This is a genomic window from Pseudomonas nicosulfuronedens (genome assembly GCF_005877905.1).
Taxonomy (GTDB): domain Bacteria; phylum Pseudomonadota; class Gammaproteobacteria; order Pseudomonadales; family Pseudomonadaceae; genus Pseudomonas; species Pseudomonas nicosulfuronedens.
In genome coordinates, this window is record NZ_SWDV01000003.1 from 140,912 (window position 1) to 163,294 (window position 22,383).

The window sequence follows — 22,383 nt, forward strand, 5'->3', positions numbered from 1 at the left end:
AGGGTGTGTGTCTGTTTATCTAACAAAAAAGCATAACTAAATGAATAAATAACATTTATTGGAATATGCGAAGGGCTGTTAAGGTCTATGCACATTGGTTAGCAGGCCGGCATTTGTACCGGTCTGATCGTTATAAGGAAGCGTGCAGATGTATGTAGTCACCCTTGCCGGCAGCCCGAGCCAGCGTTCCCGTTCCGGTGTCCTCCTGGACATCGCGCGGAACTGGCTGCACGCCCACGGCGCCGAGGTGCGCTCCTACAGCGTGCACGACTTCCCGGCCGAGGACCTGCTGCACGCGCGCTTCGACAGCCCTCGGGTGGTCGAGTTGATCGAGCAAGTCCTGCGTGCCGACGGCTTGGTGATTTCTACCCCGGTGTACAAGGCGTCCATCGCCGGTGCGCTGAAGGTCATTCTCGACCTGCTGCCGGAGCGGGCGCTGGCGCACAAGGTGGTGCTGCCCCTGGCCACCGGTGGCAGCAACGCCCACATGCTGGCAGTGGATTACGCGCTCAAGCCGGTCCTCGCTGCATTGAAAGCTCAGGAAACCCTGCACGGCGTGTTCGCCGAGGAGAGCCAGGTGCAATACCCCGAGGGCACTACCCCGGCGCGCCTGGAGTCGACCCTCGAACACCGACTGCTGGAATCGCTGGAACAGTTCCACGGCGCCCTCGCGCGCCGACCGAAACCCATCGACCCCAACCTGCTCAATGAACGGCTGATCAACGCCCGCTGGAGCATCTGACCGATAAAACCCACGCAGGTGAACGCCAAGCCCCGACCCGGCAGGCGCCCACTGCGTCAAAAATAAAAGGCCCTCACCGTCCCGACAACGGGACCGCAGGTCCGGCAATCACACTCGACGAAGGATCACTCCCATGCGGACTCTCACTTTGCGTAGTGGACTGGCGGCCCTGCTGATCGCGGCCCTGTCCTACAACGCGCAGGCGGACGAACAGCCCGGCACCCTGCGTATCGGTTACCAGAAGTACGGCACCCTGGTGCTGCTCAAGGCCCGCGGCACGCTGGAGAAGCGCCTGGCCGAGCAGGGCGTCAAGGTGCAGTGGACCGAATTCCCCGGCGGCCCGCAGCTGCTGGAAGGCCTGAACGTCGGCAGCATCGACTTCGGCGTCACCGGCGAAACTCCACCGGTATTTGCCCAGGCCGCCGGCGCCGATCTCGTCTACGTCGCTCATGAGCCGCCGGCGCCGACCAGCGAGGCGATCCTCCTGCCGAAGGACTCGCCGATCAAATCCGTCGCCGAACTCAAGGGCAAGAAGGTCGCCCTGAATAAAGGCTCCAACGTGCACTACCTGCTGGTACGCGCCCTGGAGAAAGCCGGCCTGAAATACACCGACATCCAGCCCGTCTACCTGCCGCCGGCCGACGCCCGCGCTGCCTTCGAGCGTGGCAGCGTGGATGCCTGGGTGATCTGGGACCCGTACCAGGCCGCCGCCGAGAAGCAGCTTTCCGCCCGCACCCTGGTGGATGGCACCGGCCTTGTGGATAACCACCAGTTCTACCTGGCGACCCGCCCCTACGCGACCAACCACCCGCAGGTGATCACCACCCTGATCGACGAAGTGCGCTCGGTGGGCGAGTGGTCGCAGCAGAACCCGCAGCAGGTGACCGACCAGGTTGCGCCGCTGCTCGGCCTGCCGGCGGACATCACCTTCACCGCCGTGAAACGCCAGGGCTACGGCGCCCAGCCGATCACCCCGGAAGTCACCGCGGCGCAGCAGAAGATCGCCGACACCTTCACTCAGCTGAAGCTCATTCCCAAGCAACTGAGCATCAAGGATGTGGTGTGGACCGCGCCAGCCAAGGTGGCTGCGGCCCAGTGACACGCTCCTACGAAGAACAGCAGCACCACGTACACCCATCCCATCATCGCGCGGCTACGCCACGCCGGCGCGCTTATCTGGAGTTACTGCGATGAGTCTCAACATCTTCTGGTTCCTGCCGACCCACGGCGACGGCCATTACCTGGGCACCGCCGAAGGCGCCCGTGCCGTGGACCACGGTTATCTGCAACAGGTCGCCCAGGCCGCTGACCGTCTTGGTTTCGGCGGCGTGCTGATCCCCACCGGCCGTTCCTGCGAGGACTCCTGGCTGGTCGCCGCCTCGCTGATTCCGGTGACCCAGCGCCTGAAATTCCTGGTCGCCCTGCGTCCGGGCATCATTTCCCCGACCGTGGCCGCCCGCCAGGCCGCCACCCTCGACCGGCTCTCCGGGGGGCGCGCGCTGTTCAACCTGGTGACCGGCGGCGACCCGGACGAACTGGCCGGTGACGGCCTGCATCTGAGCCATGCCGAGCGCTATGAAGCCTCGGTCGAGTTCACCCGCATCTGGCGTCGCGTACTGGAAGGCGAGACCGTCGACTACGACGGCAAGCACCTGCAGGTGAAGGGCGCCAAGCTGCTCTATCCGCCGATCCAGCAACCGCGCCCGCCGCTGTACTTCGGTGGATCCTCCGATGCCGCCCAGGACCTCGCCGCCGAGCAGGTCGAGCTGTACCTGACCTGGGGCGAGCCGCCGGCCGCCGTCGCCGAGAAGATCGCCCAGGTGCGCGAGAAGGCCGCCAAGCAGGGCCGCAGCGTGCGCTTCGGTATTCGCCTGCACGTGATCGTCCGCGAGACCAACGAGGAAGCCTGGCAGGCCGCCGACCGCCTGATTTCGCACCTCGACCAGGACACCATCGACCGCGCCCAGGCGTCCCTGGCGCGCTTCGATTCCGTCGGCCAGCAACGCATGGCCGCCCTGCACGGTGGCAGCAAGGACAAGCTGGAAGTCAGCCCCAACCTCTGGGCCGGTGTCGGCCTGGTGCGTGGCGGCGCCGGTACCGCGCTGGTGGGCGATGGCCCGACCGTGGCGGCCCGTGTGAAGGAGTACGCGGACCTCGGCATCGACACCTTCATCTTCTCCGGCTACCCGCACCTGGAAGAGTCCTACCGGGTCGCCGAACTGCTCTTCCCGCACCTGGAACTGGCTCAGGCGCAGGCACCGCAGGCGCGTGGCTATGTCAGCCCGTTCGGCGAGATGGTGGCCAACGACATCCTGCCCAAGGCGGCATCGGCGAGTTGACACCCGTAGGGCGAATGAAGCGGAACGCTTCATCCGCCGTGGCGGATAACGCTGGCGCGTTATGCGCCCTACGTAGCGACCGAAGAATCCGGAGAGAAGAGATGAGCGTTTCCAACAACCTTGCCCAGCGCCTCGCGCCCTGGGCCCTGCCGGTGGGCCTGGTGGTCATCTGGCAACTGGCTGTGGAATTCGGCTGGCTGTCCAGCCGAATCCTGCCGGCACCCAGTGCCGTGGCCGAGGCCGGCTACCACCTGGTGGTCAGCGGCGAGCTCTGGCAGCACCTGGCGATCAGCACCTGGCGCGCCGCTGTCGGCTTTGTCATCGGTGGCAGTATCGGCCTGGTGCTGGGGCTGATCACCGGCCTGTCGAAATGGGGCGAGCGCTTCCTCGACAGCTCCGTGCAGATGATCCGCAACGTACCGCACCTGGCGCTGATCCCGCTGGTGATCCTGTGGTTCGGCATCGACGAGTCGGCGAAGATCTTCCTGGTTGCCCTCGGCACCCTGTTCCCGATCTACCTCAACACCTACCACGGCATCCGCAACATTGATCCGGGCCTGCTGGAAATGTCGCGCAGCTACGGGCTGTCCGGCTTCGCCCTGTTCCGCCAGGTGATCCTGCCCGGCGCGCTGCCCTCGATCCTGGTCGGCGTGCGCTTCGCCCTGGGCTTCATGTGGCTGACCCTGATCGTCGCCGAGACCATCTCCGCCAACTCCGGCATCGGTTACCTGGCAATGAACGCCCGTGAATTCCTGCAGACCGATGTGGTGGTGCTGGCGATTCTGCTCTACGCCGTGCTTGGCAAGCTGGCTGACCTGGCAGCCCGTGGATTGGAACGCATCTGGCTGCGCTGGCACCCGGCCTATCAGGTGAAAGGAGGTGCGGCATGAACGCAGTGAATCAGTTGCCGCAACAACTCAAGAAAGGCATCCCGCTGGCGCTGGAAAACGTGCGCAAGCGCTTCGGCGAGCGTGAGGTGCTCAAGGGCATCGACCTGCGGATTCCCGCCGGCCAGTTCGTCGCCATCGTCGGCCGCAGCGGTTGCGGCAAGAGCACCCTGCTGCGTCTGCTAGCCGGGCTGGATGAAGCCAGCGACGGCCAGTTGCTGGCCGGCTCCGCGCCGCTGGAAAGCGCCCGCGAAGAGACTCGCCTGATGTTCCAGGATTCGCGCTTGCTGCCCTGGAAGCGGGTGATCGACAACGTCGGCCTCGGCCTGAAAGGCGACTGGCGTCCCAAGGCGCTGGAAGCGTTGGCGGCGGTGGGCCTGTCCGACCGTGCCAACGAATGGCCGGCGGGTCTGTCCGGTGGCCAGAAGCAGCGCGTGGCACTGGCCCGTGCGCTGATCCACCAGCCGCGCCTGCTGTTGCTCGACGAGCCACTGGGTGCGCTGGATGCCCTGACCCGCATCGAGATGCAACAGCTGATCGAAGGTCTCTGGCAGCAGCATGGCTTCACGGTGCTGCTGGTCACCCACGACGTCGCCGAGGCCGTGGCCATCGCCGACCGGGTGATCCTCATCGAGGACGGCGAGATCGGCCTGGACCTCAACGTCGACCTGCACCGGCCGCGCGCCCGTGGTTCGGCACGCCTGGCCACGCTGGAAGCCGAAGTGCTCGAGCGTGTGCTTTCGCTGCCGGCCCAGCCACCCGAGCCGGAGCCCGTATCCCCACTGCCCACGCAACTGCGCTGGGCGCTCTGATCCAACGTTCGCATTCTCCCAAGGAGCTACGCCATGACCATCAAAGCCATCAACGTCCGCAACCAGTTCAAAGGCACCATCAAGGAAATCGTCGAAGGCGATGTGCTGTCGGAAATCGACGTGCAGACTGCCGCCGGCATCGTCACCTCGGTGATCACCACCCGTTCCGTGAAAGAGCTGGAACTGGCCATTGGCAGTGAAGTGATCGCCTTCGTGAAGTCCACCGAGGTCTCCATCGCCAAGCTGTGAGTGCGGCGCTGGAACCCAACGGGCAGGCCGGAAACGGGCTGCCCGTTTTCTTTTGCACGCCTGCTTCCGGGATGGACCGGGCGCTTCTGTAGGATGGGTGGAGCGCAGCGATACCCATGCTGTCGGCGCTGGGCTCGATGGGTATCGCAAGCCCCACCCGTCCTGCGAAGAGCCCACCTTTGTGCCGGTAATCAGCGGCTAGAGCAATTGCTCTATTTCCCCTAGACTCCGCTCAAACCAACAAGAGAAAGGAGTCCCGCATGTCCCTGAGTCCCTCTGCCTTCGCGTTGCTCGGCCTGGTTGCCTGGACCGTGCTGCTGGTCCTGCTACTGGTCAACCAGCGCGGCCTGCTGGTGATGTCCGGCCGCATGAAGGTCAACGTCTTCGCCGCCGACGGCAGCAACACCCCCGGCACCTTCGGCCAGCGCCTGGTGCGCGCCCACGCCAACTGTGTGGAGAACGTGCCGCTGTTCTGCGCGGTGCTGCTCTATGCGATGGTCACCCAGCAGACGGTGATTACCGACCCGCTGGCGCCGGCCCTGCTGGTGGCGCGCATCGTCCAGTCGGTGGTGCACCTGCTCAGTACTTCGGCGCTGGCGGTGTGGGTGCGCTTTGCTGCCTTCTTCGTCCAGCTGATCATCCTGATCTGGTGGCTGCTGCGCCTCTCCACGCTGGTCTGACTGTCAGCGACGCGCCGTTGTCGACCGGCGACCGGAACAGTTGCACCGCGCAACTGTTCCTATGGGGCGATACCGCCATGACTTAGCATGGCGGACCGCACACGCGTCGAGGCACTCATGCACGTTTCATCCGGCCGCTGGCAATTCGGCCTGTTCCTGGCTCTGGTCACCGCCGTCCTCTGGGGCATCCTGCCGATCAAGCTCAAGGAAGTCCTGAAGGTCATGGACCCGATCACCGTCACCTGGTTTCGCCTGGTGGTGTCGGGTGGACTGTTGTTGATCTACCTGGGTTTCACGCGCCAGTTGCCGCGCTTCTCGCCGCTGGGAAAGCGCGGCAAGGGGTTGGTGCTGGTTGCCATTCTCGGTCTCACCGGCAACTACGTCTGCTACCTCATCGGCCTGCGCATGCTGACGCCGGGGACCACGCAACTGGTGATCCAGATCGCGCCGATCCTCCTGCTGCTGGGCAGCCTGTTCGTCTTCAAGGAGAGCTTCAGCATCGGCCAGGCGCTGGGTCTGGCGGTGCTGATCTTCGGCTTCGGGCTGTTCTTCAACCAGCGCCTGACCGAGCTGTTCGGCTCGCTCGGTGAGTACACCACTGGCGTGCTGATCGTGGTCTTCGCCGCCTTCATCTGGACCTTCTATGGTCTCGCACAAAAACAGCTGCTGACCCAGTGGACCTCGGTGCAGGTGATGATGGTGATCTACCTGGGCTGCGGCGCGCTGCTCACGCCCTGGGCGCATCCGCTGGAGGCGCTGGACCTGTCGCCGCTACAGGGCTGGCTGCTGCTGGCCTGCTGCCTGAACACCCTGGTGGCCTACGGCGCCTTTGCCGAGGCGCTGGCGCACTGGGAAGCCTCGCGGGTCAGCGCGACCCTGGCGATCACGCCGCTCGTGACCTTCGCCTCGGTGGCGCTTGCCGCTTCCATCTGGCCGGAGTTCGTACTGCCGGAAGACCTCAACGGCCTGGCCTATGTCGGCGCACTGCTGGTGGTCAGTGGCTCGGCGCTGACCGCGCTGGCGCCTTCGCTGTTGCGCAGCTACCGGGCGCGAAGGGCGCGTATCGCCAACGTCTGATTCCGAGGAAAGGCCGCCGTGGGGCGGCCTTCTGCCATCCATCGCTCGCGTTCGACTTCATTTTCGCAAATGATATGTATTATCATTTGTGTTATTCGATGGTTGTCGGGGCCCAGGGCCTCGGTTCGGGGGCGAAGTGGCAGCGGGCAACAGCAGGGCAGGGCGGCGACGCCGGGAGGCGTGCGTCGATGGATGAGCGCTTTTCCCGTTCGGTATCCCAGGCCTATCGCTCCTTCCACGGCGAGTTGCTGCGCTTCCTGCGCAAGCAGCTGGGCAGCTCGGCGGACGCCGCGGACCTCGCCCAGGACGCCTTCGCCCAGTGGCTCAAGTCCTCCTCGCGGCATGAAGTGGAGCAGCCGCGCGCCTTCCTGTTCCAGGTCGCGCGCAACCTGCTGCGCGATCACTGGCAGCGCTCCCGGCGTTTCACCAGCGAGCCGGAAACGGCCAGCGACACCGACCAGCAACCGGCCGCCGAAGGGGGCGAACCCGTGGTGCAGTTCGAGCGACAACGGTATCTTCGCGAGCTTTCCAGGGCACTGGAAAGCTTGCCGCCACGGCGTCGCGAGGCGTTCATCCTGCACAAGTTCGATGGCCTCTCGCAGCCCGAGGTGGCCAGGCGCATGGGGATTTCATTGAGCATGGTGGAGAAGCACGTCGCCAGTGCGCTTCTGCATTGCAAGCGTCAGGTTCAGGGGGAGGGCGAAGCATGACGCCGCTAGAAGAGCGCCAGCGAGTGATCGACGAACTGGCCGCCAAGTGGTTCAGCCGCCAGCGCTCGGGAGCCTGGGATGCCCGCGAGCGCCAGGCCTTTTCCGACTGGTTGGCGGAAGACGCTGCCCATGAGTGTGCTTACCGTGAAATCGAACAACTGTGGACTGACCTCGACCAGGTTCGTCGGCCCGCGCTCGCACCGACTCGCCGGCCTGCGCTGCCCTGGCGCGGGCTCGCCGCCGCCAGTCTGTTCCTCGGCGCATTGTTGTTGGCCAACGACTTCAGTGGCGGTCGGCTGGCCGATCCGCAGCAGGTGCAATCCACTGCGCCAGGCGAACAGCGTGAGGTAACGCTGAACGACGGCACACGAGTATTCCTGGCGGCGGATTCGGCACTGAGGGTGGATTACTCCACCCGTTTCCGCGATGTGCAGCTGCTGCGCGGCGAAGCCTATTTCGAAGTGATCCACGAGGCTGACCGGCCTTTCCGCGTGACCGCCGGCGATAGTCGAGTGCGGGTGCTCGGCACCGGCTTCGATGTGCATCGCGAGAGCGATGGGCTGAGCGTCGCCGTGCGCCACGGCAAGGTGGCGTTGCAGGCGCAGCTCGGTGTGTCGGGCGAGCAGACGCTGACGGCGGGCGACCGCGCCCGGTTGTCGAGCGGAGCAGGGGAGGCGCAAGTGGACCGTGTGCCCGTCGCCTCCATCGCCGCCTGGCGTGACGGCATGCTCGCCTTCCGCAACCAGCCGCTGGGTGCGTTGGTCGACGAGCTGTCGCAGTACCGCGCAGCGCCCATCCGCCTGGGCGATGAGCGCCTGGCGAACAAGCCCATCTCCGGCAACGTGCGCCTGGCCCACCCGGACGACTTCCTCGCTGCCCTGCCGGTGCTGCTGGACGTGCGCGTGCAGCGCAAGGCCGACGGCAGCGCCGTCATCCTGCCGCGCTGATCGCTTTTTTTGTAGGAGCGAGCTTGCTCGCGAATGTGTTTCCCGGCAGCACCCGAGCTGGGCCGGTTCGCGAGCAAGCTCGCTCCTACGAAAATCCCGAATCCCGAATCCCGAATCCCGAATCCCGAATCCCGAATCCGTTTCCGCTCGCACGTGCTCGGAATCTTTTTTGAGAAATATTTTTATTTGCAGGTGTGGGTTTTTCTCGAATGAGGGTCTTCCCCGTCATTCGCTGCGAAACGCGCAGCGCTTTTCGACCCTGGGGAGGGCCTTGCATGCAGTTTCGATTCAACTTCCCGTTCGCGCGCCCGATGGGCTGCGCCGTGCTGCTCGGCAGCCTGATGATGGCCGAGTACAGCCGCGCCGCCGACTGGCAGGTCGACCTGCCGGCGCAGGCGCTGAGTGAATCCATCGGCAGCCTGTCACAGCAGGCCGGCGTGCAGGTGCTCTACGACGCCTCCCAATTGGATGGTCTCAAGGCGCCAGCGGTGAGCGGTCGCTACAGCGTGCGGGAAGCGCTGGAGCATCTGCTCAAGGGCTCTTCGCTGGAGCTGGTGGAGGCGGGTGACGGCTTCGTCGTGCGACGTTCGGGCAAGGTCGACAAGTTCAGCGACAACGCCATCGAACTGGATTCGCAGACCATCGTTGGCAGCGGCCTGTCCGTGGACTCCAGCAACGTCGGCCGTTCGACCCTGACCCGCAAGGACATCGAGCGCATCCAGGCCGACAACATTCCCAGCCTCTTGCAGACCCTGCCTGGCGTGACCATGGGCGGCTCGCCCAAGCCGGGCGGGCAGACTGTGAACATCTGGGGCCTGGGCGATGCCGAGGACGTGCCCTTCACCCTCGATGGCGCGCCCAAGAGCGGCTTCGAGCGCTACCAGCAGGGCACCGTGTTCATCGAGCCGGAGCTGATCAAACGCATCGAAGTGGAGAAGGGCCCGCACTCGGTCTACAACGGCAACGGCGGCTTCGGCGGCACCGTGCACATGGAGACCAAGGACGCTCCGGACATGCTGCGCGATGACCAGAACGTCGGCGCCATGCTCAAGTACGGCTACCACTCCAACGACCAGCAGAAGATCTACAGCGGCGCTGTCTACGGCCGCACCGAGGACCGCAAGGTCGATGCGCTGGCCTACCTCACCGCGCGCGATGGCCGCGACATCAAGCTCGCCGGGCACATCCCCGATCCGAACAACAGCTATCCGATCAACCCCAGTCGCCTGCCCAACAGCGCCCAGGACCTGGACGCCGGGCTGTTCAAGCTGAACCTGCACCCCAACCTCGACAACGACATCAGTCTGGCCTACAGCCGCTCCCACAGTACTCGCTGGACGCCGTTCTCCTCGGCTTCCTACCCGACGCCGCCGACCCAGTCGAGCATCGACCGCTACGGCTACGAGGCCGCGCTCAAGCGTCTGCTGGCGCATCGCGACACCACCGACACCACCTGGTCCGGCAAGTACGAATACCACCCCATCGACAACCCGCTGATCGACCTGATGGTGCAGTACTCCGAGTCGCACATCGACCAGACCGACGAGCGCAACCCGGACGCCTTCTTCCAGGTCTCCACCGGTGGCCGCAAGATGGACACCGACTACAAGGACAAGGTGCTCGAGCTGCGCAACACCAGCCTGTTCGCCACCGGCCCGGTGCAGCATGCCTTTACCGTGGGTACGCAGTTCCACCGCCACACCCGCACCACCGACATGTATATCCCCGGCTCCACCTACGACACCGCGCGCTACAACTACGGCCACTTCCAGCCGACCTTCATGCCCAGCGGCAAGCAGAACACCAACAGCGCCTATATCCAGGATGCGCTGACCCTGGGCAGCGTGACCATCACGCCGTCGCTACGCTTCGACCACGTGCGCAACCAGGGCAAGGACAACGACGCGCCGCTCTACAACAATGCCGCCCAGGGCCACGACTACAGCTCGCAGACTTACAGTGGCTGGTCGCCGCGCCTGTCGCTGTTCTGGACCGCCACCGAGCGCCTGGGCTTCTTCGCCGACTACAGCCGCACCTGGCGCGCGCCGGTGATCGACGAGATGTACGAGGTGCAGAACAGCAGCACCGTCAGCGCCACCAGCCGTGACCTCGACCCCGAACGCATCCACGCGCTGCGCTTCGGCTCGCTGGTCAACCTGCCGGACCTGTTCATCAACGGCGACAACCTGCAGGTGCGGACCACGCTGTTCCAGAACAAGATCAAGGACGAAATCTTTCGCACCCGCAGCGTCGGTTGCGAGCAGCAGGCCATCGACAACGGCACCATCTCCGGCAGCTGCGGCGACGACCTGCCGCTGTCCAACTACCGCAACCTGCCGGGTGTGACCTACAAGGGCTTCGAGATCGAGAGCTTCTACGACAGCCCCTGGCTGTTCGGCGGGCTGTCGTATTCGTGGGTGACCGGCAAGCACGACGGCGCCTACAGCAACCCCTGGGGCCCGAATGTGTGGGCGCGCGACGTGCCGCCGGCCAAGTGGGTCGCCACCCTGGGCACCAAGATCCCGTCCTGGGATGCGCAGATCGGCTGGCAGGGTGAGTTCGTCCGCAAGACCGACCGCCTGCCCAGCGACAAGTACTCCGGTGGCATGGGCACCAGCGTCGGCGACATCTTCTGGGACCAGACCGTCAACGACAGCTACGACACCCATCGACTCTTCGCCAGCTGGAAGCCGCGCCGCCTGGGCCTGGAGAACACCGAGCTGAACTTCACCGTGGACAACCTGTTCAACCGCGACTATCACCCCGCGCTGGCCGGTGACAGCGTCTACAGCCAGGGCCGCAACGCCAAGTTCAGCCTGACCCAGTACTTCTGAGATGCTCCCTGTCGGCTGTAGGAGCGAGCTTGCTCGCGAACGAATTTCCCGGCAGCAGCGGAGCGGGGCGGGTTCGCGAGCAAGCTCGCTCCTACAGACAGGCCGAGCAACAACGAAAACGGGCGCCCGAAGGCGCCCGTTTTTTGTAGCAGGTAGCAGGCTCAGGCCGTCGGACGTACCACGCGGTACACCAGGGCACCGATCACGCCGCCCACCAGCGGGCCGACCCAGAACAGCCACAGCTGCTTCATGAACAGCGGGTCGGCGAACAGCGCCACGCCCAGGCTGCGCGCCGGGTTCACCGAGGTGTTGTCGATCGGGATGCTGATCAGGTGGATCAGGGTCAGCGTCAGGCCGATGGCGATCGGCGCGAAACCGGCCGGGGCCAGCTTGCTGTCGGTGGCGCCCATGATCACGAACAGGAAGAACGCGGTCAGCAGCACTTCGATGGCCATCGCCGAGTGCAGGCTGTAGCCAGTCGGCGACAGGGCCTCATAACCGTTGGCGGCAAAGCCGGCCAGCGCATCGAAGCCCGGTTTGCCGGAGGCGATGTAGAACAGGACGGCACCGGCGATCACGCCGCCGATGCACTGGGCGACGATGTACGGCACCACATCCAGTGTGCGGACGCGGCCGCCGGCCCACAGGCCAAGGGTGACGGCGGGGTTCAGGTGGCAACCGGAGATCGGGCCGATGGCATAGGCCATGGTGACCACGGTCAGGCCGAAGGCGAGGGCGACACCCAGGACGCCAATGGCGTGGGCGGCGAAGATGGCGCTGCCGCAACCACCGAACACCAGCCAGAACGTGCCGATCATTTCGGCGGAAAGTTTGCGAAGCATGCTGCCTCCAGGGGCAAGAGGAACCCCGAATTGGGGCGAGCGCATGCTAGGGAAGTCGAGGGTTGGCGCGGTGTAGGGGAATTCCCAAGGCGTAGGGAGTGCCTTCCGAATGGAGTGCCGACGGTAGGGTGGATAGCGCCTCACGCGCTATCCACCATCCCATTACACCTGCGTGCCCAGTTGTTCCGCCCGCCGCAGCCAGCCTTGCCGCTGCTCCTCGCCGGAGCCGCGTACCGGGCTGAACTCCTCCAGGTGGTGCAGGGCGATGCCGCAGGGCGCGAGGATGCAGCGGGTCATCTGCCGGTGGGCCGGGGCACCCTGGCGCAGGCGATAGTGCCAGTGGGTCTGGTCATGGCTGACCAGCAGGTCGGCGCTGCGCCCGCCCAGCAGTGGCTCGAACTCGCGGGACTCCATCGAGCGGTAGCGGAAGGCGAAGCCTGGCTGCAGTACGCGATCGAAGAACCCCTGCAGCAGCGCCGGCAGGCCGCCCCACCAGACCGGGTAGACGAAGGCGATGTGTTGCGCCCAGTGGATCTGTCGCTGGGCTTCGAGCACATCCGGCTCCAACGTCTGCCCCAGTTCGTAGCCGCCGCGCAGCACCGGGTCGAAGTTCATCTCGCCGAGCTTGAGCGTGTGCACCACATGGCCCTTGGCGCGGGCGCCATGGGCATAGGCGTCGGCCACCGCGTGGCAGAAGCCGCCGGGTTTGGGCGAGCCCAGCACCAGCAGCACGCGCTTGCCGTCACCCTCGAAGGGCGTGGCGCCATGCTTGGCCGCTTCAGCCATTCTGGCCTGCCTCCAGCATGGTTTCCGGGCGCACCCACTGGTCGAACTCGGCGTCGGTCAGGTAGCCCAGCTCCAGTGCGGCTTCGCGCAAGGTCTTGCCTTCGGCGTAGGCCTTCTTGGCGATCTCGGCGGCCTTGTCGTAACCGATGTGCGGGTTCAGCGCGGTCACCAGCATCAGGCCGCGGTCAAGGTGCTCGCGCATCTTCGCTGCGTCCGGCTCCATGCCGGCGATGCAGTGGGTGTTGAAGTTGCGGCAACCGTCGGCCAGCAGGCGCGCGGATTCCAGCAGGTTGTGGATGATCACCGGCTTGTAGACGTTGAGCTGCAGGTGGCCCTGGCTGGCGGCGAAGGTGATGGCGGCATCGTTGCCGAAGACCTGGCAGGCGAGCATCGACAACGCCTCGCACTGGGTCGGGTTGACCTTGCCGGGCATGATCGAGGAGCCCGGTTCGTTGGCCGGCAGCTTCACCTCGGCGAATCCCGCGCGGGGGCCGGAGCCGAGCAGGCGCAGGTCGTTGGCGATCTTCATCAGGGCCACGGCGAGGGTCTTCATGGCCCCGGCCAGGGTCACCAGCGGTTCGTGGCCGGCGAGGGCGGCGAACTTGTTCGGTGCGGAAACGAAGGGCAGGCCGGAAAGGTCGGCCAGCTCGGCGGCAATGGCGTCGGCGAATTCCTTGGGGGCGTTCAGCCCGGTGCCGACGGCAGTGCCGCCCTGGGCCAGCTCGTAGACCGCCGGTAGCGCCGAGCGAAGGGCGCGCTCGGCGTAGTCCAACTGGGCGACGAAGGCAGAGAGTTCCTGGCCGAAGGTGACCGGTGTGGCGTCCATCAGGTGGGTGCGCCCGGTCTTCACCAGATTGGCGTGGCGCGCGGCCTGCTGGGCGAGGCCACCGCTGAGCTCGGCAATGGCCGGCAGCAGGTCGTTCTGCACCGCTTGCGCGGCGGCGATGTGCATGGCGGTGGGGAAACTGTCGTTGGAGCTCTGCGCGCGGTTGACGTGGTCGTTGGGGTGCACCGGCTTCTTGCCGCCGCGGCCGTTGCCGGCGATCTCGTTGGCGCGCCCGGCGATCACCTCATTGACGTTCATGTTGCTCTGGGTACCGCTGCCGGTCTGCCAGACGACGAGGGGGAACTGGTCGTCGTGCTCGCCCGCGAGCACTTCGTCGGCGGCTTCCTCGATCAGGCTGGTGATGTTCTCCGGTAACTCGCCCAATTGCGCGTTGACCCGCGCGGCGGCTTTCTTGATCAGCGCCAGGGCATGCACCACGGCCAGCGGCATGCGCTGCCCGCCGATGGCGAAGTTCTCCAGCGAGCGCTGGGTCTGCGCGCCCCAGTAGGCGTCTTCGGGGACCTCGATGGGACCAAGGCTGTCGGTTTCGGTGCGGCTCATGGTGCTTCTCCGGAAAAGGGTCTCGGCCAGTTTAGGCCGCTACGGGGCTTCCGGGTTCCACTCTGGCTCAATGGCCGTGATAGAGCGGTTGCAGTGGCGTGTGAGGCTCAGCGACAAGCAGGGTCCCGAAGGCCGTCACCAGCGAGCGTGCGTCGAACCGACCCAGCCCAGTGCGCCATTGACCGGCACCAGGTCGCCCTCGGCGCTGCGCAGGGATCCGTCGAAACGGCCGAACCACTGGCAGGTCTCGGCGAACAGCGGGCCCAGCCGCGGGCAGGCGCGGTGCAGCTTGCGCGGCGTGAAGGTGAGGTCGACGCGATCGTCGCTGCCGTGCAATTGCCAGGGCGACAACGGGTCGTGCGGCACCTGGCGGATATCCACAGGGCCGCCCAGCGCCTGCAACTCGCCGCCGAACCACAGGGCGTTCTCGCTCAGGTGGCTGTTTTCCGTCCAGCCAGCGCCGAAGTTGCCGGCGATGCCCCCGGGCGCGGCAAAGGCGGCGCGGGTCCATTGAGTATTGAACGGCCAGACGCCCCGGCCGAAATCCAGCGCGGCGAAGCTCTGGCCGTCGGTGCAGCGGTAGGTCTTGTGGCCGAGGGTCAGGCTGCCACTGATCGGCAAGCCCATCTGCCGGCTGCAGGCATGGAAGCACTTGCCGCCCATGGGCACCACCAGGTTGACTGACTCCAGGTGAGCCGGGCGCTGTACTTCCAGGGAGAGGTTCAGCGGCTGGCCGCCCAGGTTCGGCGCGCAGGCGGTGATGCGCAGCTGGCCGGGCTGCTCGTCGAAGCCCAGGCACAGCTGGCCGTGTTCGAAGCGGTGGCTCTGGTTCGGCGTGTCCGGCAGGTGGCATCCCAGGCCGAAGGGGCTGAACTGGGTGCGGTGCACCGACTGTCCGGTTTCCAGGTCGAGGAAGTACACGGCGCCGTAGCCCAGGTAGTCGAGGTCGGCGATGGTGATAGAGAGCATCCAGCCCGGCGCGTTGATGCACCAGTGGTTCCAGCGCTTGCGCCGGCCGGCGTTGCCGGAGAGCTGGCAGAGCGTCTGTGGCCGCGACGACCAGCCCACGGCCGCGCTGTTCAGGCGGCCACGCGCATCGCACAGGGGCGGCGCGGCGACGAGCGTCGGCGGGTGGGTGAGGGTGTTCATCGGTCACATCCGTGTGGCAACGCGCCGCAGCATGCCGTTTCGGGAACTGTACGACAAGAGAAGCCGGTCACTTCCAGGCCATTTGGCACTCTCTTGAGCACATTCCGAACTTAGGCGCAGAATGGCGGGTCCCACCCGGACACCCTTCAGACTCACAGGACTGCCCCATGACCGTTCTTCGTTCCCTCTGCACCGCAGCACTTCTGGTTGGCTTCAGTTCCGTGGCACTGGCTGACGCCAACGCCGAGGCGGAGAAATTCCTCAAGCAGGTCCATGCCGACAAGCTGACCGTGCCGGTCTACGCGCAAGTCCAGCAGATGCTCGCCCAGCGCTTCGCCCAGGCCAAGGCGCCGGACAGCAAGAAGGCCGTGCTCGACCGTTACCAGGCCAAGGCCAACGCCGAACTGGACCGCGCCGTGGGCTGGGACAAGCTCAAGCCTGAACTGGTCAAGCTCTACACCGCCAACTTCAGCGAGTCCGAGCTCAAGCAGCTGAACGACTTCTACGCATCGCCCCTGGGCCGCAAGGTCCTGGAGAAGATGCCGCGCCTGACCGCCGAATCCGCCCAGCTGACCCAGGCCAAACTGCAGACCGCAGTCGAGCCGGTGAACAAGCTGATGGCTGACATGGACAAGGAACTGGGCGTGAAGGCCCCGGCCGCTCCCGCCAAGAAGCCCTGATCGTCCTGATTTCCACCCGCCTGAACCGTACTGACTGCCAGCGAGACCCGACATGAGCATGCGTGACCGTATCCAGACCGCCCTGAGCGCCCTCGAACCCCAGCACCTTGACGTACTGGACGAGAGCCACATGCACAGCCGCGGACAGGAAACGCACTACAAGGCCGTGATCGTCAGCCCGGTGTTCGCCGGGCTGAACGCGGTGAAGCGGCATCAGAAGGTCTACGCCACCCTCGGCGATCTGATGAGCCAGTTCCACGCCCTGGCCATGCACACCTACACCCCCGAGGAGTGGGCGCAGCAGGGCGCGGCGCCGGATTCACCGACCTGCCGCGGCGGCAGCAAGCACGATCAGCATTGATTGGCGAGCTGACCAAGCGCGTGCGGGCCTGGCCCCGCTCCGTGTAGAATGCGATACCCAGCGCCGGCCTTTGGCCGGCGCTGTCATTTTCAGCTTCTGATTCCGCTGTCGTTTCAGGCTGTCGATCCAAAGAGCCCGGTCCGCCCATTACGCGGGCGACCACTGGAGTGATGCATGACCACCGAAAGAATCGTCGTCGCGGCGTTGTACAAGTTCGTCTCCCTGCCCGATTACGTCGCCCTGCGCGAACCCCTGCTGCAGACCCTGCTGGATAACGGCGTGAAGGGCACTCTGCTGCTCGCCGAGGAAGGCATCAACGGCACCGTCTCCGGCACCCGCGCCGGCATCGACGGCCTGCTCGCCTGGCTGCGCACCGACCCGCGCCTGGCCGACGTGGACCACAAGGAGTCCTACTGCGACGAACAGCCCTTCTACCGCACCAAGGTCAAGCTGAAGAAGGAAATCGTCACCCTTGGCGTGCCGGGCGTGGACCCGAACGCGCAGGTCGGTACCTACGTCGAGCCCAGGGACTGGAACGCGCTGATCTCCGATCCGGAAGTCCTGCTGATCGATACCCGTAATGACTACGAAGTGGCCATCGGCACCTTCGAGGGCGCCATCGACCCGAAGACCAAGTCGTTCCGCGAGTTTCCCGACTACATCCGCGAGCATTACGACCCGGCGAAGCACAAGAAGGTCGCGATGTTCTGCACCGGCGGCATCCGCTGCGAGAAGGCCTCGAGCTACATGCTCAACGAAGGCTTCGAAGAGGTGTTCCATCTCAAGGGCGGCATCCTCAAGTACCTGGAGGAAGTGCCCGAGGCCGAGACCCTCTGGCGCGGCGACTGCTTCGTGTTCGACAACCGCGTGACCGTGCGCCATGACCTGACCGAAGGCGACTACGATCAGTGCCATGCCTGCCGCAACCCGATCTCGGTCGAGGATCGCGCCTCGGAACATTACGCGCCCGGCATCAGCTGCCCGCACTGCTGGGACTCGCTGTCGGAGAAGACCCGCGCCAGTGCCCGCGAGCGGCAGAAGCAGATCGAGCTGGCGCGCGAGCGCAACCAGCCGCACCCCATTGGCCGTGATCCCCGTGCGGAGAGCTGATCCATGACCAGCCGCCTGCTCTACGTGATGGACCCGATGTGCTCCTGGTGCTGGGGCTTCGCTCCGGTCGCCGGGAAGCTGGTGGAGCAGGCGCGCGCCGCGGGCGTGCCGCTGGCGCTGGTGATGGGCGGGCTGCGCACGGGGCAGGGCGCCGCGCTGGAACCGACCACCAAGCGCTACATCCTCGAACACTGGCAGGCGGTGCATGAAGCCACCGGCCAGCCGTTCCGCTTCGAAAACGCCCTGCCTGAGGGTTTCGTCTACGACACCGAGCCGGCCTGCCGGGCGGTGGTCACCGCACGCCGCCTGGACGAGGACTGCGCCTGGGCGCTGGTTGGCGAAATCCAGCGCGCCTTCTACGCCGAAGGCCGCGACGTCACCCAGGCCAGCGTGCTCACCGAGCTGGCCGAACAGGTCGGCCTGCCGCGCATCGAGTTTGCCGAAGCCTTCGACAGCCAGGACAACCACCTGGCGACCCTGGCCGATTTTTCCTGGGCACGCGACCTGGGTATCGCCGGCTTTCCCACAGTGTTGGCCGAACGCGATGGCCAGTTGGCCCTGCTGACCAACGGCTACCAGCCGCTGAGCGAACTGGCGCCGCTGCTGGATCGTTGGCTGGAGCGCGGGCGGCATGCCTGAGCTGTCCGCTGACCGCCTGAGCTGGGCGGAGATTCGCCGGCTCGCGTTCCGTCATCGCAAGGCTCTGATCCTCGCCAACCTGGTCGCCGTACTGGCGACCGCCTGCAGCGTACCGATCCCGCTGCTGCTGCCGCTGCTGGTCGATGAGGTGCTGTTGGGCAAGGGTGATGCCGCCCTGCAGGTGATGAACCACTGGCTGCCTGACGGCTGGCACAAACCGGTCGGCTATATCGGCCTGATGCTGCTGGTGACCCTCGTGCTGCGCAGCTGCGCGCTGGTGTTCAACGTGCTGCAGGCCAAGCTGTTCGCGCGGCTGTCAAAGGACGTGGTGTACCGCATCCGCCTGCGCCTGATCGAGCGGCTGAAACGCATCGCCCTGGTCGAGTACGAGACCCTCGGCGGTGGCTCGGTCAGCGCGCATCTGGTGACCGATCTCGATACCCTCGACAAGTTCGTCGGCGACACCCTGAGCCGCTTCCTGGTGGCGCTGCTGACCCTCTGCGGCACCGCCGGCATCCTGATCTGGATGCACTGGAAACTGGCGCTGCTGATCCTGTTGTTCAACCCGCTGGTGATCTTCGCCACGGTGCAGCTGGGCAAGCGCGTGAAGCACCTGAAGAAGCTGGAGAACGACAGCACCTCGCGCTTCACCCAGGCACTGACCGAAACCCTCGAAGCCATCCAGGAAGTGCGTGCCGGCAACCGCCAGGGCTTCTTCCTCGGCCGCCTGGGTGTGCGTGCCCGCGAGGTGCGCGACTACGCCGTTGCCTCGCAGTGGAAGAGCGACGCCGCCGGGCGTGCCAGCGGCCTGCTGTTCCAGTTCGGTATCGACCTGTTCCGTGCCGCAGCGATGGTCACCGTATTGTTTTCCGACCTGTCCATCGGCCAGATGCTCGCGGTGTTCAGCTACCTCTGGTTCATGATCGGCCCGGTGGAGCAGCTGCTCAGCCTGCAGTACGCCTATTACGCCGCCGGCGGCGCGCTGACCCGCATCAACGAGTTGCTGGCGCGCGCCGACGAGCCGCATTACGAGCACCGCCGTGATCCGTTCGCCGGGCACACCAGCGTTGGTATCCAGGTGCGCGACCTGAGCTTCGCCTACCGCGACGAACGCGTGCTGGATGGCCTTGACCTGGATATCGCCCCCGGCGAGAAGGTCGCCATCGTCGGTGCCAGTGGCGGCGGCAAGAGCACCCTGGTGCAGCTGCTGCTGGGCCTCTACCAGCCTCAGTCCGGCTGCATCCGCTACGGTGGCGCGGCGCTGGAAGAGATCGGTCTGGATTGCGTGCGCGAGCAGGTGGCGGTTGTGCTGCAGCACCCGGCATTGTTCAACGACACGGTGCGCGCCAACCTGACCATGGGCCGGGAGCGCGGTGACGAAGCCTGCTGGCGTGCGCTGGAAGTGGCACAGCTGGCAGACACCATCCGTGCCCTGCCGCAGGGGCTGGACAGTGTGGTTGGGCGCTCCGGTGTGCGGCTCTCCGGTGGCCAGCGCCAGCGCCTGGCGATTGCGCGCATGGTACTTGCCGAACCCAAGGTGGTGATCCTCGACGAGGCGACCTCCGCCCTCGACGCCGCCACCGAATACGCCTTGCACCAGGCATTGGAGCGCTTCCTCGAAGGTCGCACCACGCTGATCATCGCCCACCGCCTGTCCGCGGTGAAACAGGCCGACCGCGTGCTGGTATTCGACGGCGGGCGTATTGCCGAGGATGGCGACCACCAGCAACTCATCGCCGAAGGCGGGCTCTACGCGCGCCTGTATGGGTACCTGCAGCAGAGCTGATCAGCCGTAGCGGGTGACTTCGAGGAAGGCCACGCAATTGCCCAGGTCGTGGAAGACCCGCGCGCTGCCGATGTCGTTGTAGGGAATGCCCAGCAGCAGGTCGAGCAGGCAGGCGTCGCTGCGGTAGTGTGGGTGCCAGTCCAGCAGGCCTTCGAGGTAGGCGATGTCCGGCACGCCGGGGAGGAAGTTGCCCATCAGCAGGCGTCCGCCGGGCAGCAGGCGGGCGAAGAGGTTGCGGGTCAGGTCGCGGGCGTCGTGGTCGTCCAGCACCTCGTACAGGCCCGGCGAGTAGATCAGGTCGAAATGGCTGAGATCCTGGCGTCCGTAGAACAGGTCATCGAGGTTGCACTGCTGTGTCTGGATGCCGAGCGCGGCGTAGCTGGCTTCCACCGTCTGCAGGGACAGCGCCTGCGCATCCAGCGCGGTGAACTGGCGGAACTGGCCATGGCGCAACGAGCGCGCCAGCTCGACCTCGCGCAGGTGCCCGCAGCCCACGCAGAGGATGCGCGCCTGGCCGCTGAGCTGGTCGCAGCAGCGGTCGATCTCCCTTGCCAGCAACTGGCGGCGCGAGCGCAGTGCGCGGGAGGCGGGGGCGGAGCTGGCGTAGCGGAACAACTCCTCGGTAGGCCCGTCGGGCAGCAGCGAGCGCAGGGTGCTGTCGATGCCGTAGAGGTAGTCCATCAGCACGGCATTGCCGGCGCCTTCACCCATCGGTCGTTCGCGACGCCGGGGGAAGGGCACTACGCGCGGGGCTTCGCCCGGCGGTGCGCTGCCGGTGGCGAGCGCCAGCAGGCCCGTCTCGTCATCCCTGAGGTGACGCAGCTGCTGTTCGAGTTGCTCGATGGCTTCGGTTAGCGAGTTCGGATTCTGCTGGGTGCCGTTGTCCATGCCGTCCACCTGGGATACCGCTCAGTGAGAAGAAAGCGCCACCGGCCTGGCCGGTGATCCGTCCAACACCTTAGGGGGCGGTTGGCCCCGGGCCATCATCTGAATGAATGACGGCCGCGAAAATTCAGCGTTGCCCGAGCCGCACCAGCAGGCTGACCAGTTCGGCCTGGCGGCTGGTGTGGGTCTTGCGGAACAACGCACGCAGCTGGCTGCGCACCGTATTGATCGAAGTGCCGAGCTGGTCGGCGCATTGTTCGGGCATCAGCCCCCGTACCAGCAGGTCGCCCAGGCGCTGCTCGGCCGGAGTGAGGCCGAACAGTTCGCCCAGCAGGCGGCTCTGGCGATGCGCATCGAGCAGCGCCAGCAGCACCAGCGGGCGCTGGAAGGGGTGGTTGAAGTTCGCTTCGGCAGGCACTGGGGTGACCAGCAGTTCCTGCCCGCTGCCATCGCCCAGTGGCAGCCAGCCGGCCTTGCCTTTGCCGGTGCGAGGCGCAGCGTGGCGTACCAGGGCCTGGAGTTTCGCGTCGTGCTGGCGGCAGTGCAGGCGGCCGAAGATTTCATGGAACAGGCCCGCACGCAGCCCGAGCCGCTGCTGCGCGGCCTGGTTGGCGTAGAGCACGCGGGCGTTGCCTTCGAGCAGCCACAACGGCGTGGGGTGCTGGTCCAGCAGCAGGTCGCGGTGGGCCAGTTGCTGGCGCATCTCGTCGATGCGCCCGAACATCCGCGCGGCGCGAGTCAGGTGCTCGCTCAGGCGGGCCAGCAGGGTCTGCTCCTGCGGGTCGGGGTAGCGTGCGCCGAGACTGGTCAGCACTGACAGGTAGACGCCGGAATTGGCCTCCTCGCTGAGCTTCAGGCAGGACACGTTGTGCATGCCGTTGGGGCGCTGGAATTCCTGGTAATAAGGGTCGCGGGCCATTCGCTGCGGGCCGTACTCCTCGCGGTCGTGATACCAGTGGCCGACCGGGCGGTGCAGCATGAAACCCTTGGACGGGTCGATGGTGCAGAACTCGCGGTTGTAGGTCTCGATGGCGCCGGGATCGCAGAGGTTGATCTCGCTGGCCAGCGCACCGCTCTCGGTCTGGTCCCAGAACAGCAGGGCGCCCTGCTGGCGGCCGCTGGCGCAGATCAGCTCGGTCAGCAGTGGCAGCCAGTTGCCCTCGTCGAGCACACACTCGTAGGTCAGGCCCACCAGCTGGTCGTACCGCCTGTCCATATCCCGCCGTGGCATGGTCGCTCCATCGGTTGTTTGCGGATGGCACTTTTCATCATGCAGATTGCACTTTGCAGAATGCACGATCGGCTGAGGTATGGCACATGGCCTTCGCTGTCGCAAGGCCACTAATCGGCTGCCGGGCGGGTAAGGCAGGCAGGCGACGGAAGGTGCTTAGCGCTCCTCGGTCCTCATCTTTCCGCCGGACGGTGAGCCTCCAGCCGACCAAGCGTCATGCCCTTCGGTTTGAGGATTTCCTGTGATCGGC

General features: G+C 65.9%; 21 protein-coding genes and 1 pseudogene. 16 read left to right on the forward strand and 6 right to left on the reverse strand.

Translation table 11 applies throughout. The features are described 5' to 3' along the window. Nucleotides 1-148: 148 nt before the first annotated feature. The 11 genes from ssuE to FAS41_RS04590 all read left to right on the forward strand — a co-directional run bounded on the left by ssuE (nt 149) and on the right by FAS41_RS04590 (nt 11,277). Nucleotides 149-742: an NADPH-dependent FMN reductase gene (gene ssuE / locus FAS41_RS04540; RefSeq protein WP_138520442.1), complete on the forward strand. Its 594-nt coding sequence runs from the start codon at nt 149-151 to the stop codon at nt 740-742. A 133-nt stretch (nt 743-875) separates the two neighbouring features. After that, on the forward strand, nt 876-1,841 hold the full coding sequence (locus tag FAS41_RS04545) for a sulfonate ABC transporter substrate-binding protein (protein ID WP_138520443.1): 966 nt from the start codon (nt 876-878) through the stop codon (nt 1,839-1,841). A 91-nt stretch (nt 1,842-1,932) separates the two neighbouring features. Continuing rightward, nucleotides 1,933-3,081 (forward strand): FMNH2-dependent alkanesulfonate monooxygenase, encoded by a 1,149-nt coding sequence (gene ssuD, locus FAS41_RS04550; RefSeq protein ID WP_138520444.1) that lies wholly within the window; start codon nt 1,933-1,935, stop codon nt 3,079-3,081. Nucleotides 3,082-3,182: 101 nt separating this feature from the next. Further along, on the forward strand, nt 3,183-3,971 hold the full coding sequence (gene ssuC, locus FAS41_RS04555) for an aliphatic sulfonate ABC transporter permease SsuC (protein ID WP_138520445.1): 789 nt from the start codon (nt 3,183-3,185) through the stop codon (nt 3,969-3,971). Beyond that, the gene (gene ssuB / locus FAS41_RS04560; protein WP_138520446.1) at nt 3,968-4,780 is read left to right on the forward strand and encodes an aliphatic sulfonates ABC transporter ATP-binding protein; all 813 of its coding nucleotides are present in this window, start codon (nt 3,968-3,970) and stop codon (nt 4,778-4,780) included. The genes ssuC and ssuB overlap by 4 nt, the downstream gene beginning before the upstream one ends. 33 nt (nt 4,781-4,813) lie before the next feature. Then, nucleotides 4,814-5,029 (forward strand): TOBE domain-containing protein, encoded by a 216-nt coding sequence (locus FAS41_RS04565; RefSeq protein WP_017517652.1) that lies wholly within the window; start codon nt 4,814-4,816, stop codon nt 5,027-5,029. Between the two features lie 260 nt (nt 5,030-5,289). Continuing rightward, nucleotides 5,290-5,709: an MAPEG family protein gene (locus tag FAS41_RS04570; protein WP_138520447.1), complete on the forward strand. Its 420-nt coding sequence runs from the start codon at nt 5,290-5,292 to the stop codon at nt 5,707-5,709. Nucleotides 5,710-5,826: 117 nt separating this feature from the next. After that, nucleotides 5,827-6,786, forward strand: a complete 960-nt coding sequence (locus FAS41_RS04575) for a DMT family transporter (RefSeq protein ID WP_138520448.1) — start codon at nt 5,827-5,829, stop codon at nt 6,784-6,786. Nucleotides 6,787-6,974: 188 nt separating this feature from the next. Beyond that, entirely contained in the window at nt 6,975-7,496 is a 522-nt protein-coding gene (locus FAS41_RS04580; RefSeq protein WP_138520449.1) for a sigma-70 family RNA polymerase sigma factor, read from the forward strand. Further along, nucleotides 7,493-8,443, forward strand: coding sequence for a FecR family protein (locus FAS41_RS04585; RefSeq protein WP_138520450.1), 951 nt, complete (start codon nt 7,493-7,495; stop codon nt 8,441-8,443). The genes FAS41_RS04580 and FAS41_RS04585 overlap by 4 nt, the downstream gene beginning before the upstream one ends. Before the next feature lie 275 nt (nt 8,444-8,718). Continuing rightward, nucleotides 8,719-11,277, forward strand: a complete 2,559-nt coding sequence (locus FAS41_RS04590) for a TonB-dependent receptor (protein WP_138520451.1) — start codon at nt 8,719-8,721, stop codon at nt 11,275-11,277. Nucleotides 11,278-11,438: 161 nt separating this feature from the next. Here the strand turns inward: FAS41_RS04590 and aqpZ are convergent, their stop codons facing one another. The 4 genes from aqpZ to FAS41_RS04610 form a co-directional block, all read right to left on the reverse strand. Further along, the gene (aqpZ, locus tag FAS41_RS04595) at nt 11,439-12,119 is read right to left on the reverse strand and encodes an aquaporin Z (RefSeq protein WP_138520452.1); all 681 of its coding nucleotides are present in this window, start codon (nt 12,117-12,119) and stop codon (nt 11,439-11,441) included. A 162-nt stretch (nt 12,120-12,281) separates the two neighbouring features. Beyond that, entirely contained in the window at nt 12,282-12,905 is a 624-nt protein-coding gene (locus FAS41_RS04600) for an NAD(P)H-dependent oxidoreductase (protein WP_138520453.1), read from the reverse strand. After that, nucleotides 12,898-14,292: a class II fumarate hydratase gene (locus tag FAS41_RS04605; RefSeq protein ID WP_138520454.1), complete on the reverse strand. Its 1,395-nt coding sequence runs from the start codon at nt 14,290-14,292 to the stop codon at nt 12,898-12,900. Before FAS41_RS04605 ends, FAS41_RS04600 begins: the two co-directional genes overlap by 8 nt. A 135-nt stretch (nt 14,293-14,427) precedes the next feature. Next, on the reverse strand, nt 14,428-15,441 hold the full coding sequence (locus FAS41_RS04610; RefSeq protein WP_138520455.1) for a DUF2804 domain-containing protein: 1,014 nt from the start codon (nt 15,439-15,441) through the stop codon (nt 14,428-14,430). 121 nt (nt 15,442-15,562) lie between these two features. Between FAS41_RS04610 and FAS41_RS04615 the strand changes: the two are divergent. The 5 genes and pseudogenes from FAS41_RS04615 (at nt 15,563) to FAS41_RS04635 (ending at nt 20,017) form a co-directional block, all read left to right on the forward strand. Further along, a pseudogene (locus FAS41_RS04615) lies at nt 15,563-16,121 on the forward strand (DUF2059 domain-containing protein). A 52-nt stretch (nt 16,122-16,173) separates the two neighbouring features. After that, nucleotides 16,174-16,482: a BolA family protein gene (locus FAS41_RS04620; RefSeq protein WP_138520457.1), complete on the forward strand. Its 309-nt coding sequence runs from the start codon at nt 16,174-16,176 to the stop codon at nt 16,480-16,482. 174 nt (nt 16,483-16,656) lie between these two features. Then, nucleotides 16,657-17,592 carry an oxygen-dependent tRNA uridine(34) hydroxylase TrhO gene (gene trhO, locus FAS41_RS04625; RefSeq protein ID WP_138520458.1) on the forward strand — a complete coding sequence of 312 codons (936 nt, stop codon included), beginning with the start codon at nt 16,657-16,659 and terminating at the stop codon, nt 17,590-17,592. 3 nt (nt 17,593-17,595) lie between these two features. Continuing rightward, a complete protein-coding gene (locus FAS41_RS04630; protein WP_138520459.1) occupies nt 17,596-18,231 on the forward strand; it encodes a DsbA family protein in 636 nt (211 codons plus the stop codon). After that, nucleotides 18,224-20,017, forward strand: a complete 1,794-nt coding sequence (locus FAS41_RS04635; RefSeq protein WP_138520460.1) for an ABC transporter ATP-binding protein — start codon at nt 18,224-18,226, stop codon at nt 20,015-20,017. The genes FAS41_RS04630 and FAS41_RS04635 overlap by 8 nt, the downstream gene beginning before the upstream one ends. On the opposite strand, the gene FAS41_RS04640 is transcribed toward FAS41_RS04635, so the two are convergent. Together FAS41_RS04640 and FAS41_RS04645 are read right to left on the reverse strand one after the other, a co-directional pair. Then, nucleotides 20,018-20,905, reverse strand: coding sequence for a class I SAM-dependent methyltransferase (locus FAS41_RS04640; RefSeq protein WP_138520461.1), 888 nt, complete (start codon nt 20,903-20,905; stop codon nt 20,018-20,020). It abuts the gene before it with no gap. A gap of 124 nt (nt 20,906-21,029) precedes the next feature. After that, on the reverse strand, nt 21,030-22,133 hold the full coding sequence (locus FAS41_RS04645) for a helix-turn-helix transcriptional regulator (protein WP_246084809.1): 1,104 nt from the start codon (nt 22,131-22,133) through the stop codon (nt 21,030-21,032). Between the last annotated feature and the right edge of the window lie 250 nt (nt 22,134-22,383).

Coding starts and splice junctions, on each gene's coding strand:
- ssuE (WP_138520442.1), top strand. CDS start 149: ATGTATGTAGTCACCCTTGCCGGCAGCCCGAGCCAGCGTTCCCGTTCC.
- FAS41_RS04545 (WP_138520443.1), top strand. CDS start 876: ATGCGGACTCTCACTTTGCGTAGTGGACTGGCGGCCCTGCTGATCGCG.
- ssuD (WP_138520444.1), top strand. CDS start 1,933: ATGAGTCTCAACATCTTCTGGTTCCTGCCGACCCACGGCGACGGCCAT.
- ssuC (WP_138520445.1), top strand. CDS start 3,183: ATGAGCGTTTCCAACAACCTTGCCCAGCGCCTCGCGCCCTGGGCCCTG.
- ssuB (WP_138520446.1), top strand. CDS start 3,968: ATGAACGCAGTGAATCAGTTGCCGCAACAACTCAAGAAAGGCATCCCG.
- FAS41_RS04565 (WP_017517652.1), top strand. CDS start 4,814: ATGACCATCAAAGCCATCAACGTCCGCAACCAGTTCAAAGGCACCATC.
- FAS41_RS04570 (WP_138520447.1), top strand. CDS start 5,290: ATGTCCCTGAGTCCCTCTGCCTTCGCGTTGCTCGGCCTGGTTGCCTGG.
- FAS41_RS04575 (WP_138520448.1), top strand. CDS start 5,827: ATGCACGTTTCATCCGGCCGCTGGCAATTCGGCCTGTTCCTGGCTCTG.
- FAS41_RS04580 (WP_138520449.1), top strand. CDS start 6,975: ATGGATGAGCGCTTTTCCCGTTCGGTATCCCAGGCCTATCGCTCCTTC.
- FAS41_RS04585 (WP_138520450.1), top strand. CDS start 7,493: ATGACGCCGCTAGAAGAGCGCCAGCGAGTGATCGACGAACTGGCCGCC.
- FAS41_RS04590 (WP_138520451.1), top strand. CDS start 8,719: ATGCAGTTTCGATTCAACTTCCCGTTCGCGCGCCCGATGGGCTGCGCC.
- aqpZ (WP_138520452.1), bottom strand. CDS start 12,119: ATGCTTCGCAAACTTTCCGCCGAAATGATCGGCACGTTCTGGCTGGTG.
- FAS41_RS04600 (WP_138520453.1), bottom strand. CDS start 12,905: ATGGCTGAAGCGGCCAAGCATGGCGCCACGCCCTTCGAGGGTGACGGC.
- FAS41_RS04605 (WP_138520454.1), bottom strand. CDS start 14,292: ATGAGCCGCACCGAAACCGACAGCCTTGGTCCCATCGAGGTCCCCGAA.
- FAS41_RS04610 (WP_138520455.1), bottom strand. CDS start 15,441: ATGAACACCCTCACCCACCCGCCGACGCTCGTCGCCGCGCCGCCCCTG.
- FAS41_RS04620 (WP_138520457.1), top strand. CDS start 16,174: ATGAGCATGCGTGACCGTATCCAGACCGCCCTGAGCGCCCTCGAACCC.
- trhO (WP_138520458.1), top strand. CDS start 16,657: ATGACCACCGAAAGAATCGTCGTCGCGGCGTTGTACAAGTTCGTCTCC.
- FAS41_RS04630 (WP_138520459.1), top strand. CDS start 17,596: ATGACCAGCCGCCTGCTCTACGTGATGGACCCGATGTGCTCCTGGTGC.
- FAS41_RS04635 (WP_138520460.1), top strand. CDS start 18,224: ATGCCTGAGCTGTCCGCTGACCGCCTGAGCTGGGCGGAGATTCGCCGG.
- FAS41_RS04640 (WP_138520461.1), bottom strand. CDS start 20,905: ATGGACAACGGCACCCAGCAGAATCCGAACTCGCTAACCGAAGCCATC.
- FAS41_RS04645 (WP_246084809.1), bottom strand. CDS start 22,133: ATGCCACGGCGGGATATGGACAGGCGGTACGACCAGCTGGTGGGCCTG.